The 13,755-nt window shown below is 29.4% G+C and carries 12 protein-coding genes; 8 read left to right on the top strand and 4 right to left on the bottom strand.

Annotated features, from left to right (window positions below; all coding sequences use genetic code 11):
• Positions 1–88: 88 nt before the first annotated feature.
• A complete protein-coding gene (locus tag CLOPA_RS20840; RefSeq protein WP_015617403.1) occupies positions 89–850 on the bottom strand; it encodes a hypothetical protein in 762 nt (253 codons plus the stop codon).
• 73 nt (positions 851–923) lie between these two features.
• On the opposite strand from CLOPA_RS20840, the gene CLOPA_RS20835 reads away from it, so the two are divergent.
• The 3 genes from CLOPA_RS20835 to metA all read left to right on the top strand — a co-directional run bounded on the left by CLOPA_RS20835 (position 924) and on the right by metA (position 5,089).
• Positions 924–1,388, top strand: coding sequence for a response regulator (locus CLOPA_RS20835; protein ID WP_015617402.1), 465 nt, complete (start codon positions 924–926; stop codon positions 1,386–1,388).
• 111 nt (positions 1,389–1,499) lie between these two features.
• Positions 1,500–3,983: an MBL fold metallo-hydrolase gene (locus CLOPA_RS20830; RefSeq protein WP_015617401.1), complete on the top strand. Its 2,484-nt coding sequence runs from the start codon at positions 1,500–1,502 to the stop codon at positions 3,981–3,983.
• 188 nt (positions 3,984–4,171) lie between these two features.
• Positions 4,172–5,089, top strand: coding sequence for a homoserine O-acetyltransferase MetA (metA, locus tag CLOPA_RS20825; protein ID WP_015617400.1), 918 nt, complete (start codon positions 4,172–4,174; stop codon positions 5,087–5,089).
• Positions 5,090–5,169: 80 nt separating this feature from the next.
• Here metA and CLOPA_RS20820 read toward each other — a convergent pair whose 3' ends face one another.
• Positions 5,170–6,342: a hypothetical protein gene (locus tag CLOPA_RS20820; RefSeq protein ID WP_015617399.1), complete on the bottom strand. Its 1,173-nt coding sequence runs from the start codon at positions 6,340–6,342 to the stop codon at positions 5,170–5,172.
• Between the two features lie 194 nt (positions 6,343–6,536).
• Here CLOPA_RS20820 and CLOPA_RS20815 point away from each other — a divergent pair, with 194 nt between their 5' ends.
• Positions 6,537–7,151 carry a DNA-3-methyladenine glycosylase gene (locus CLOPA_RS20815; protein ID WP_015617398.1) on the top strand — a complete coding sequence of 205 codons (615 nt, stop codon included), beginning with the start codon at positions 6,537–6,539 and terminating at the stop codon, positions 7,149–7,151.
• A gap of 15 nt (positions 7,152–7,166) precedes the next feature.
• Here CLOPA_RS20815 and CLOPA_RS20810 read toward each other — a convergent pair whose 3' ends face one another.
• A complete protein-coding gene (locus CLOPA_RS20810) occupies positions 7,167–7,613 on the bottom strand; it encodes a hypothetical protein (protein WP_015617397.1) in 447 nt (148 codons plus the stop codon).
• A gap of 204 nt (positions 7,614–7,817) precedes the next feature.
• On the opposite strand from CLOPA_RS20810, the gene CLOPA_RS20805 reads away from it, so the two are divergent.
• The 3 genes from CLOPA_RS20805 (at position 7,818) to CLOPA_RS20795 (ending at position 10,299) form a co-directional block, all read left to right on the top strand.
• A complete protein-coding gene (locus tag CLOPA_RS20805) occupies positions 7,818–8,105 on the top strand; it encodes a hypothetical protein (protein WP_015617396.1) in 288 nt (95 codons plus the stop codon).
• Between the two features lie 193 nt (positions 8,106–8,298).
• Positions 8,299–9,366 carry a mannose-1-phosphate guanylyltransferase gene (locus tag CLOPA_RS20800; RefSeq protein WP_015617395.1) on the top strand — a complete coding sequence of 356 codons (1,068 nt, stop codon included), beginning with the start codon at positions 8,299–8,301 and terminating at the stop codon, positions 9,364–9,366.
• 249 nt (positions 9,367–9,615) lie between these two features.
• The gene (locus tag CLOPA_RS20795; protein ID WP_015617394.1) at positions 9,616–10,299 is read left to right on the top strand and encodes a phosphatase PAP2 family protein; all 684 of its coding nucleotides are present in this window, start codon (positions 9,616–9,618) and stop codon (positions 10,297–10,299) included.
• 382 nt (positions 10,300–10,681) lie between these two features.
• Here the strand turns inward: CLOPA_RS20795 and CLOPA_RS20790 are convergent, their stop codons facing one another.
• A complete protein-coding gene (locus CLOPA_RS20790; RefSeq protein ID WP_015613850.1) occupies positions 10,682–11,959 on the bottom strand; it encodes an IS110 family transposase in 1,278 nt (425 codons plus the stop codon).
• Positions 11,960–12,458: 499 nt separating this feature from the next.
• Here CLOPA_RS20790 and hcp point away from each other — a divergent pair, with 499 nt between their 5' ends.
• Positions 12,459–13,751 (top strand): hydroxylamine reductase, encoded by a 1,293-nt coding sequence (gene hcp / locus CLOPA_RS20785; RefSeq protein WP_041711650.1) that lies wholly within the window; start codon positions 12,459–12,461, stop codon positions 13,749–13,751.
• Positions 13,752–13,755: the final 4 nt, after the last annotated feature.

The following is a 13,755-nucleotide window of genomic DNA, read 5'->3' as shown; positions in this document are numbered from 1 at the left end:
GAATTTTTGATAAAATCATGTAATAAATCAGAAAGCTTGATTAGCCGTATTATATAGTGATTAAGCTTCCTGATTTTTTAATTAATTTCTAAGAGGAAATTAAATTCGTACCAGGAGTAGAAGCAACAATTCTGGAAGATGTAAAATTTACACCATTCCAGGTCAGAAGATTTTCAATATAGCCTAAGGTGTCTGCATTAAAGGTACCTATTATACGTTGAAATCCAATTATATCGTAGACGATAAGTTTCTCATTATTTACCACTGGTGTTAAGACACCTAAATCAAGAGCTTCTCCCTGTATAGGCTTTTTAAGCCTTCCATTCTTATCATAGTAATTGGATAGATATTCAGAACCCTTGTAACTGATATCCAATACAAAAAGTTTATTAAGGTTAATGCTGCTAATATCTACTTTATATAGATCTCTGTAATTAACTTGAAATTTATAAGTTTCATTATATTTATTAAAGTCAAAAATTTCTTTAAGTATATTGTTCTTAAAGGAATAGATGTAGTAGAAACCATATCCCCCACTACCGCCAGAATCTATACTTACTTTTATATCTTTTATCCTATCTTTAGTGAAGTCTCCAAGGAATAGTCTGGCGTTATATCCTGAATTGAATTTAGGTATTATAGTTTTTATTTGATTGGGATCACCATATTGAATTACAACAGTAATATTATCTGCAAAGATGCCTGCAGCACCATCTGGTTTGTTGCCATATAGAGATACTTTATCTATTTTGCCGTCACCATTTACATCTCCTAGCTTTACATCTAATAAATAAACATTTCTGTATAAATTAAACAATGGACACATAAAGGATGGATAAGACATATCCATATTAGCTCCCCCTAGATTTATTAGCATTTATATTAGTATATGATGATAAAGAAACATTGTTGTAAAATTATTTTTGCTAGCTGAATTTTCTTTAGGTGAGAAATACATAACTAGTCACAAAAATGAACATAATGTAAAGCATATCCTAGAAGAAAATAAAATTGTAAAGCATAAAACTATTCTTGTGGTAGAGGATAATGAAATAAATAAGAAAATAGTACACAGATTTTTGAAGCATTTAGGCTATAAGTACATTAGTGTATCTAATGGAAAAGAAGCTATTGAAATTTTAGAAGATAATTCTGTGGACTTAATATTAATGGATATACAAATGCCAATTTTAGATGGATATGAGGCTACAGAAATTATAAGGAAGAAAGAGGCCGTACTGAGAAAACATACACCAATTATAGCTATGACAGCTTATGCAATGATTGGAGATAGAGAAAAATTTATAAAATGTGGTATGGATAATTATATCTCAAAGCCATTTAGTATGGATAGTCTGGATGAAATATTAAAAAATACTATTAAATAATAAATTTACAAGGCACATTAATTTTATTTTTATATGCCTAATGTACTTTTTTGGATATAATCATATAATAATGGATATATGAATAAATTAAATTAGTAGGTGATAGTACATATGAATATTTCATTTTTAGGAGGAGCCAGTGAAGTTGGAGGAAGCTGTATACTCATTAAAATTTATAATAAAAATATATTATTGGACTGTGGAATAAGGCAGAGTAATTCTAAAGATCCTTTACCGGATTTTAAAACTATTCAAGATAAGGGTGGAGTAGATGCCATTGTTATAAGTCATGCGCATATGGATCATATAGGCTCGTTACCAATTATAAGTAAGGAATATCCATATGCAAAAATATATACAAATAGAATGACGAAAGACCTAATGAAGGTTCTTCTTTACGATAGTTTAAAAATAATGAATAATAGAGAATTGGAAATTCCCCTGTATGTAGAGGTAGATGTGCAGGATATGCTTAATAGAATAGTTGCCATAAATTATATGAGAGAAATTGATATTTTTGAAGACATAAAGCTTACCTTTTATATAGCGGGACATATTGCAGGGGCATCTTGCGTGTATATTACTTCTAATGAAGGCACTGTATTTTATTCAGGGGATTTTTCTATATTTTCTCAAAAAACTATAGAAGGTTTAAAGGTACCTAAATTAAGACCTGATGTAGCAATTTTTGAAACCACTTATGGAGATAAACTTCATTCCAATAGAGACGTTGAGGAGCAAAGACTTTTGGAATTCATAAAAGAATGTGAGATAAATAAAGGAAAGATGCTGATTCCGGCTTTTGCCTTGGGAAGATCGCAAGAAATCTTGCTTATTATAAAGAAAGCATTAAATAAAAAAAATATAAAAAATATAAAAGTTTATGTAGATGGTATGATAAGGGATATAAATAGAGTATATAAACTTAATCCTTTATATTTGAAAAATTCTTTGGGTAAAAAAATATTAAGGGGAATTGAACCTTTCTATGATGACAATATAATTTCTGTAGATAGCAGGGAATTAAGAGATAAAATATTGCAGGAAAAAGAGCCCTGTATAATAATTTCCAGTTCAGGAATGCTTACAGGAGGATATAGTCAGTATTATGCAGAAAAAATAGCTCCTATGGAAAATGGATACATAATCATAACTGGATATCAGGACGAAGAATCTCCAGGAAGAAAATTATTAAAGCTTTTAGAGGAAGATGAGGAAAAAAAACTGGAGCTTAACGGGAAAATAATACCTGTAAAATGTAAAGTAGAAAAAGTAGGACTTTCTGCCCACAGCGATAAAAGTGAGATAAAATCTCTTATAAATTTATTGGCTCCCGGTAATATATTTATGGTACATGGAAATGAAGAAGTAGTAAAAGATTTTACTAGGGAGCTTTGTGGAGAAGTAAGAGGAAGAGTCTATGCACCAGAATGTGGAGGAAGCTATGAAATAAGTATAAGGAACCCAAGAAAACAGTGGAAAAGGCAGATACAAAATATTGTGGGAAGTTCCAGAGAATTAGACGAAGAGAATATAAAAGAATTATGGAAGTTTATATTTGAAAATTACGGTGAGAGACTTTTTACCATAGAAGAAATTATTTATATATGGAATGGAAATAATAAAATAACATCTATGAACTTAGATAAAATTGAAAAATTAATAGTTCAGAGTGTATATTTTGATAATGACGCAAGAAGATTATTTTTATTTAAATGTAGGAGTAGAGAAGAAATAGAAGAGGAAACCAAAGAGAGAGAATTAAAGCCAAATGAGCTTAATGAAAAGATAAGCTTATGTTTTGGTGAGTTTAATTTTAAAAAAGCCAGCATCATGTATGAGGATAAAAGAATTGTCTTAAGCTTTGATTTTCCAAATATTGTAAACAAAAGTATATATAATAGTATAGAAAATTTTAAAAAGCAAGTTCAGTGGGAAGTGGAAATAAATTCTTCGTTAAATATAAATGCAGTGAACATATTAATTAAAGAACTTTTTTATGATGCAGACATAAAGAAAATATCCTATAAATTAGAGGACAAGAAAGTGCTATTGATACTAAATTCAGAGTACAGTTTTGATAAAGAAATATTACAGAAATTTAAAGAAAAAACAGGTCTAGATTTGGCAATACAAAATAATGGAGCAGGTAAAGAAATTAATGATAACATTGTGGAAGGCAAAAATAAACTCAATGCAATGGAGCAAAACCAAGCTTTGAGTTTTATAGATAATAGTTTTAAGGAAGAGAAATTCAAACCGTATAAAAAGAGCATAAAGGTATCAAATGGTAGTAAATACATAGAATTATTTTTTATAACTCCAGCTATAGGTAATAAATATAACGAAAAACTATACAATTTAGTAGAACATACTGGATGGAATATGTGCATATCGCGTAGTGCAAACCAAAATGAAATAATAAATTTTGCAGTGATGCTTTGTGGAAAAAATGAGATGGTTTTAAGAAAAAATCCATCTTTTAGTAGTTCTAATTTGAATGTAGAATTAAGACTTGAAAACAAAGATGAAAATAAGCTTAAGCTTGTAAAAGAAGAATTCGAATATAATACAGGATGTACACTAAGCTGGTAATGTTTATTGAACTTCAATTGGTAATTTAAGAAAGTTCCGAACTAACTTGCTAGTTAGTTAGTCCTTTTCACAATTATGAATTAAGTCATAAAAGTAGTTTATTTCACCATTTATATATTAATATATGATATAATAAAAATTAGCATAAAATTAAAAATAGTTAATAAAGACTTTAGAGGTGAGTAACTATGCCTATTAAAATAAGAGATGATTTACCTGCTGCTGGAATTTTAAATAATGAAAATATATTTATAATGCCTGAAAATAGAGCGGTACATCAAGATATTAGATCATTAAAAATTGCAATTTTAAATCTTATGCCCAATAAAATTTCCACAGAAGTTCAGCTTTTGAGATTAATTAGTAACACTTCTTTACAGATTGATATTGAATTACTACATCCTAAGACTCATGTATCGAAAAATGTATCTGAAGAATATTTAATGACTTATTACAAAACTTTTGACGAAATTAAGGATCAAAAATTTGATGGTTTAATTATAACAGGAGCACCTGTAGAACAATTAAGCTTTGATGATGTTAATTATTGGGATGAACTTAAAGATATAATGGACTGGAGTGTACATAATGTACATTCAACTTTGCATATATGTTGGGGTGCCCAAGCAGGGCTTAACTATCATTACAATATACCGAAGTATGCTTTAAAAGATAAAATGTCTGGTGTGTTCTTACATAAGGTAATGAAAAAAAGTACCAAGCTTCTTAGAGGTTTTGATGATGAATTTTTTGCACCTCACTCAAGGCATTCGGAGGTTAGAAGATCAGATATAGAAAAGGTAAAAGAATTATCTATATTATCAGAATCTGAAGAAGCAGGAGTATATATAGTTTCTGATAAAAATGGAAGACAAATTTTTGTGGTAGGACACTCTGAATATGACCCTTTGACTTTAAAACAAGAGTATGAAAGAGACTTATGCAATGGACTTAATCCAAAGATGCCTAAAAATTATTTTCCTGAAGATGACCCAAATGAAACTCCTATAGTAAGGTGGAGAAGTCATGCTAATTTATTATTTTCAAATTGGTTAAATTACTATGTTTATCAGGAAACTCCATATGATTTAAAGAATATAGGGTAAGTTATAAAGGCTTACCTTATATTTTTTAATTGGAACTTACATATTTTTTATGTGTTTGTGGATATATTTTAGTTATAGAATTATTTGAAAGTTAGAAAATCCTTTAGCTTAATTTCATTAAAGCTGTTTAATGTACTTAGAGAATGATTAAGTTTTCTATAGTCAATATTTTCTGGTATATGTTCAAGTTTTTTTCCTTTTGCCTTAGAGCCCATATAAATTTCTCCAAAATTTGAAAGATCATAAAGTGAAGATGGACTAAATAAAAATATTTCTTTAGTACAATCCATATTATAATTATTTGTATACTTTTGTATCTCTATAGGAAATATAAAAGTAAAGGTATTAATAGGATTAAGTATTCCTAAATATTGGCCCATTATTGTTATAAAATAGGTTTCTATAAAGCATCCAAGTTTATTAAATAATTCTAAAATTTTAAGCTCATCTTTTGATAGCTCCTTTGGTTCCTTGATAATAGTTGCCATAATATAGTTGAGATTTAAGCTTAGTTTTTTTAAATAATCATTTTCAATGGTATTTTCTATATGTATTCCATTTTTAAGTAATGAATTTAGATAATCAATATTAAAAAAGTCATCTACTTCAGAAAGAGCTTCCAATAACTTTTTTGAAGAGAGTTCAATAGAAGCTTTTACAATCTTATTAAATTGATTTTTATTGTCATTTTCCCAAAAGTCAGCATTATAGCAAATTTGAGCACGATTACAGTTTATAGAGGGCAATTTTTTTATAATTCCTAGCTCAAAGGATAGTTTTGTTATATAGTTTATGTAGAAAATATCTGGTATAGTAAATTTATATTTAATGGATTCAATAAGCCTTGTCTGTAAAAGCCCATTATTTTTAATTTCTCTATCTGGAGTAAAAAAACTTGTAAGTAAACAGATATCCTTTATAATAGGATGATTTTCTATATTATATTCATATGACTTAAAGTTTATATCACGAATTTTATTGTTCTTTAGTACTGGTCTTGCTGTGGTCAATATAGTAGTATTGGTAATATTATTTTGTAAAAAAATCTTATTTATTATATTTGAAGGTGAAAGATAATTATTAAATACTAAGGAAGAATAGTACCAACGTCTATATATATGTTGAAAATATTTCTTCATTAATGTTTTAGTCTTAATTGATGAGTTATTATATTCAATAAAAAAATCTCTTTTGAATCTATTTAAAACTACCTGAGCATTATTTGGAATTTTATTTTTATTGAGATTATACATTGCAGCACCTACCTACTCTATGTTTTGTATTGTGTCTTATTTATAGAATACATATTGTAGCCTATATTAATTAATTTTGACATTAAATTCATGTTTTATTCAATTCATATTTATTAGGGGTCAATAGTTTTTTTATTTTAGTAGCTAGCAGTTTAATTAATTAAATTTAGTAACTGTTTATGGAGTGATTTACTATGAAATTAAAAAGAGAATTTTATAATAGGGATACTGTAGAGGTAGCTAAAGATCTTTTAGGTAAGATACTGGTTCACAGCGTTGGAGGTAAAACGACTTCCGGGAAAATTGTAGAAGTTGAAGCCTATAAGGGAATTATAGATAAAGCAGCTCATACTTATAATGGAAGAAGAACTGAGAGAGTTGAAGTAATGTATGGTAAGCCAGGTCTTTCTTATGTGTTTTTTATATATGGAATGCATTATTGTATGAATGTAGTTACCAGAGAAGAAGGAATAGGGGAGGCAGTACTCATTAGAGCACTTCAGCCTGTTGATGGCATAAAGATAATGAGTGAGAGAAGATATAAGGTACCCTTTGAGGAGCTTAAAGAGAAACAAGTAATAAATTTAACAAATGGACCATCAAAGCTTTGTAAAGCTATGGATATTGATAAAAGAGGATGCAATGGAATAGATTTATGTGAAGATATTTTGTTTATTAAAGAGGGCCATAAAGAACCCTTTGATATAGGTATATCAAAGAGAATAGGAATTGATTATGCAGGAGAAGCAAAAGATTTTCCTTGGAGATTTTTTATAGAAGGAAATAAATTTGTTTCTAAGATCAGATAACTGGGTATAGCTTTCCTAATAAGAGAAATTATAAAGACTGATTACATCCGCTATAACTTTGAGTATGTTTGTAAAATTATCTATTTCCTTTAATAGTTTTTCAAAATCTTCATTAACTGTTGTTTTATAGTTTATTTTTATTATATCAAGGTATATAAAAGATTGAGTAAAATCATTAAAACACATATCTATTTCATTTATTAAATAGTTTATAAGAGAAGGAGTATAGAATTTAGAAGTTATAAGACATTTTAGGTATCCTTCACATTTAAAACTAGAAAAACTTCCATTGTTAAAATATATTATAAATTTTAAAAAGTCTGCATTTTTATTAAATTTATCAAACATTAATAGTTCATCTATTATTCCATTTATGAATTTGATGGATTCATTTGAATTTGATATTAGATTAAAAAGATATTTAGATAATTTATCATGGGAATTAGGAGTAAATGGATACATGTATTAACCTCCCTTTATTTGTGTACTATTATAGATATATTCTTATAAAACTTTAGATATACATTTTAAATTTAACAATTTATTAATACTTTATTAAGTGATAATAAATAACTCTTTATAAAATTGTGATATAATGAATATATAAATAAAAGTAACAATTTATACATACTATAAATTGTAATTGTAAAGAAAGAAGTGAATTAAATGGATTTTGTGGGGAAAGGTTTTTCAGAAATATTATGGTTTATGGGTATAGTGGCAGCTGTATTGATTGGGGGCTACCTATTAATACATTTAATACCTTTATTTATAATTGCAGGTGTGGTGATTTATGCCATAGTAATGGGAAAGAGATATTTTAAGCAGTATTTTAAAAGGAGTAAATCAAAAATAAACACAAGTTCAAAAAATAATTATAATAATACTTCTGCTTTTACATCAAGTGATGAGTTGGATGGAGAAGTAATAGATGTAGATTATAAAGATGTATAAGTAATAAAAACATAAGGGATTTACTAACTAAGTAAATCCCTAAAATTTATTTAAAAATTGATCTAACAAGATCTCTTTTCTCTATCTGTAATAACGCATCATTAGTTTAAGATAAACCGTTTATAATCATCACCTTATAATATATTTGTTCATATTATGTTAGTGTGAGCAATAATTATTTGAGGTGTTTTTTTTGTTATATGCACTAATATTGGCAGGTGGAAAGGGAACAAGACTTTATCCTCTATCTCGTGAAGAGAATCCCAAACAGTTCTTAAAAGTAATTAATAATAAAAGCTTTCTAAGAAACACCGTTGATAGAATAAAGCCTTTAGTTAATAAGGAAAATATATATATTGTGACTAATGAAAATTATATACAGAAAGTATATGATGAGATTCCAGAAATAAGCAAAGAAAATGTTTATGCAGAACCTATTAACAAGGAAACCGCTACCTGTATTGGATTATCTGCTATAAAATTGTTGAAAAAAGACAATGATGCAGTAATGATGGTTCTTCCTTCAGACCATCATGTTGAAGGAAATAAAGAATTTATAGATACATTAAAACAAGGTGTAGATATAGTACAAAGAAGGAGAGGGCTCGTAACTATAGGGATTCCTCCCGCAAGACCTGAAACGGGATATGGGTATATACAAATGGGAGAAAAAATTTCTTCCTCCAGTTCTGCGTACAAGGTTGAAAGATTTGTTGAGAAGCCAAATATTGAGGTGGCAAAGGATTTTTTATTAGCAGAAAATTATTTGTGGAATAGCGGAATGTTTATATGGCGAGCAGATTCATTTTTGAGAGAAATGGAGAAATATCTTCCAAAGATGTATAAGAGTCTTATGACTATATATCAATATTTGGGAACAGAAAAAGAAGAGGAAGTTATAAGGGAACAATATGACCTTATAGATGGAATATCAGTAGATTTTGGTGTAATGCAAAAAACTAGAAAAGCTTATGTAATAAAATGTGACTTTGGATGGGATGATATAGGAAATTTTGTTGCTTTATCCAGATTTTTAAACGAATATCGAGGAAATAGCATTAATGGTAATACATTTTTAGAGCAAAGTGAAAATTGCTGTATATTTGGAAAAGATAAGCTTGTTATAGGCTTTGGAATAAAGGATTTAATTGTAGTGGATTCAGGAGATGTAATTCTAATAATGGACAAAAATAAAGATCAAGAAATAAAGTCTCTAGTAAACACCTTAAAAGACAATAATATATTGGATAAATATTTATAGGTTAAAACCACCAACTAGTATTTATATTATACTAATTGGTGGTTAAATAATATCTACAGTAACTAATGGAAAATTTGAATAATTCAATAAGCAGTTATTGTGTTATATCTTTAAATCATAAATTGAAGTTTGAATATAAGAAGTTTGCTTTGGTTGAAGAAATTGTGTACAATATTAACGAATAAGAAGTTATATTAAACGGTGCAGTTATAAAATTAGTTGATTATTGATCTAATAAAGGGGACTAAAATGAATAAGATACGTGATAATATACCAGCTTTTTGCTTTATGCTTCCAATATTAATATTGAATGGGATGTATGGACTTTTAAATTCACCTAATAGAGGAATTACCAGTTTAGCTACTAATCTGGATATGAGTATACCTTTTATAAAACAATTTATAATACCATATGTTGTATGGTATCCTTTAGTGCCAATAGTTTTCATATATATATGTACAAAAGATAAATTAACCTATTGCAAGCTTTTAGTTAGTTTGGTCTGTGGTTTGATAATATCCTATTTTACCTTCTATTTTTTTCAAACTACAATTTCAAGACCAACTCTGGTAGGTAATGATATATTTACAGATATAATTAGAATTTTATATAAGATAGATAATCCATATAATTGTTTTCCAAGTATACATGTGATGGCATGTTTCTTTATGATTGAGGGCATATGGAAGTGTAAAGAAAGAAATAAAGTTATTGGTATTTTTGTGACTATATTAAATATATTGATAATTATATCTACATTTTTTGTGAAGCAGCATGTTATTTTAGATGCAGTATCTGGTATTGCCATAGCTGTAGTTACATTTGGTATAGCCAATATAGTGATTAAAGATGAAGTGGCAGAATTCTGTAAGAAACCTTATTTAGCAATTAGCAGCTTTTCACTTGGAAATAAAAGTGATGTGAAGTATTAAAGCATATGAAAATAAATAAGTTAACACTATCAGCTTATTGAATCTCAATAGGCATTGATAGTGTTTTTCTAAGTAAAAAAATATAACTTACAATTAACCTTAGAGTTATAGTTAGAATTTTTAAATAGTGTGACATACATCACTGAATTTTTTATTTGATTATAATAAAATACAGACATAGAGTTAAGGCATCTTCAAATAAATATCTGTCGCATCTTTGACTTGCTATTTATTTTCACATGCCTAATTAAGATATTTTTTAAGTAAAAGCAATTTGGTAATATGTCAAGAACAAAATGAAAAGAAAAAGAAATGATTTTGAAAAAAATGGGTAACCTTAACAAGCATACGTCAAACTTAGAACGTATGTTCGCAAAACTATTTATTTATCTACCCTATTTGAAGAGTAGAGTTGATTTTTAGCCAGCAATCCAAAAATCAAACGAATCAATTTACGAGATGTTAGTGCGAGTGCTCGTTTATGCTGATGTGTAGTTACTTCAGCAAATTTCTTCTGATAGAATTCTTGATATTCAGGAATATATCTTACGATACTTCCAGCAGCTTCTATCAGATAATAGCGCAAATAACGGTTGCCTGCTTTGTTCATTGGTGTGTTTTCAGCCTTAAAACCACCAGATTGATTTTCCTTCCATACGATGCCAGCGTATTTAGCAATGGCATTGTTATTAGGGAAAGCATGAACACTACCTAATTCTGAAAGAATGCCACTAGAGTAAACAGGGCCGAACCCAGGTATTGACATTAAAATTTGGTATTCAACGGGGTTCATTCCCATAACTGCTTTTTCAATAGCCTTGTTAATAGCTTTAAGTTCTTTCTCAAAAGCCTGAATACAATTAAAAGAGCAGGCAATTGAGGTTGTTAAAGGCTCATACAAACATTTATCAAGGCGGTATGAATTACGTGCAGCCTGCTGCAGAATTTCAGCAGTCATCTGTGGATTGGAAATCCGCTTGCGACTTTTTTTATTGACGAAGTCAACAAGATCTTCAATTGAAGTATTTGCAATATCTTCAGAAGAAAGAAAATCTGTCAATATAGATGACGCAGTAGCACCATATTTATCAGAAAAAGGATGATCATCACCCTGTAACAAAGCAAATTCACTAAACTTGAGAAATACATTGGATAACATGTAAGTCTTTTCTCTGGTTAAGCATTCAACAATATGAAGCCTGTGTCTTGTAAGTCTTTGCAGAGCAAGATATTGAGAACCCCGCCAGGGTTCAGTATGAATTCTGCCAACTCTTGCAAAATCAGCAATAACAAAAGAGTCAATGCTGTCATTTTTATCAAGAGAATTGAAGGAATCTTTGTAGTTAGCAACTTCCTTAGGGTTTAAGCAGTAAACATAAGGCTTGTAAGGCATAAGTCTTTCACTTGAAGATAAAAAATTGGCAATATGTACTCCGTAAAAGGAAGTAGATTCTAAGCCGATTATTACAGTTTTAAAAGTGTTCTTTTCTAACACTTTAACAAGCATGGATTCTAATTGTTCTGCACCAAATTGTGTATTAGGAACAGGCTCCATTTTAATCAAGAATTCTTGATCAAAATTAATAGCAGAGACAACATTTTGTCTCGCACCAATATCGATACCAACAAATAGAGTTGATAAGTAATCTAATTTCTTCATGAAATCACCACCTTTCAAAAATAATGAGGAAATTAGAAAGGAATTATCCTAATCCAAAGTACTGACTGCAACCTCGCGTAATTAGCATTTATCCAGACGAAAAACCTTGCTGGTGGCTACGAAAGGATATGCAACATTTGTGTAAGCAGAATATGATACTTTGGTCAGGCTGCAAGCTTTCTAGGCAATAACAATAAGTTTTGCAGGAGAGATAATGCAGTAACCTTTGCTAAAGTTCCATAAGGACTATTTTAGCATTAGGAAATCCTTTGATAAATAGTAAGTTAAAATGTATAGATTTGAAAGTTAAAGAATCAGCAATATTGAATTGGGAGAATCCCCATTAGAAAAATAGAGATGCTTTCTTAATCTATACAAAATATAAAAAATAAATAAGTCTATAACAGTTATTTAACTGACTATAAACTTATTATACGAGGAGAGATATATAATGATTAATATATTTAAAAAAGATGAGAAACAAAATTCATGTAATCCTATGTTCTGTTACCAGTGCGAACAGACTCCAGAAGGTGGATGTACAAAGTTTGGTGTTTGTGGTAAGAATCCTGAAATAGCAAGTCTTCAAGATACAATAATATTTGGATTAAAAGGAGTATCTGCATACAGAACTCATGCAGCAGAGCTTGGAAAAACAGATCCAGAAGTGGACAAAATAATTAGTGAAGCATTATATACAACACTTACAAATTCAAATTTCAGTTTAGAAGAAAATGTAGGAATGGCATTAAAGGTTGGTACAGCAGCTGTTAAGGTTATGGATCTTTTAGATGGTGCACATACTTCAAAGCTGGGGGTACCGATACCTACTGTAGTAACACAGGACAAGGTTGAAGGCCACTGTATATTGATCACAGGTCATAATCTATATGCTTTAGAAGAATTATTAAAGCAGACAGAGGGAAAAGGGATAAACATATACACTCACTCAGAAATGCTGCCAGCTCATGGATATCCAGAACTTAAGAAATATCCGCATTTAAAAGGTAATGTAGGTAAAGCATGGTATGATCAAAGACAATTATTTGAGAAATTCCCAGGAGCAATTCTTGGAACTACAAACTGCTTAATGCCAATAACTACAGGAACTTATGCAAATAGATTCTGGACTTATGGGACAGCAGGACTTGAAGGGATTGAGAAGATTCAAAATAATGATTTCACTCCATTAATAAATAAAGCTTTAGAACTGCCAAAAGCAAATATTCAGTCAGATAAAACTTTAACTACTGGTTTCCACCACAATACAGTACTATCTATAGCACCAGAAATAATTGAGGCTGTTAAAGCTGGAAAAATTAAAAGATTTTTCGTAATAGCTGGCTGTGATGCACCTACTAAGGGGAGAAATTACTACAGAGAGCTTGCAGAAGCACTTCCAAAGGAATGCGTAATATTAACTACTTCCTGCGGTAAATTCAGATTTAACGATATAGACTTTGGAACAGTTCCAGGAATAGATATACCAAGATATATAGACCTTGGACAGTGTAACAATTCTGGTTCAACAGTAAAAATTGCCCTAGCGCTAGCAGAAGCTTTTGGCTGCGGAGTTAATGACCTTCCAGTAAGCATTGTATTATCATGGTTTGAACAAAAAGCTGTGGCAATATTACTTGGTTTATTCAGCCTTGGAGTTAAAAATATATATGTAGGACCTTCAGCACCTAAATTCATATCAGCTGGTGTATTAAAGGTATTACAGGATAACTTCAATTTGAATCTGGTAAGTGGAGATGCAAAGGCAGATCTAGCTAAAATGATGGGATAAAATA

This window comes from Clostridium pasteurianum BC1, from assembly GCF_000389635.1.
Lineage (GTDB): Bacteria > Bacillota > Clostridia > Clostridiales > Clostridiaceae > Clostridium_I > Clostridium_I pasteurianum_A.
Note: the sequence above shows the minus strand (reverse complement) of the source record. Positions and strands in the feature narration are given on the sequence as shown.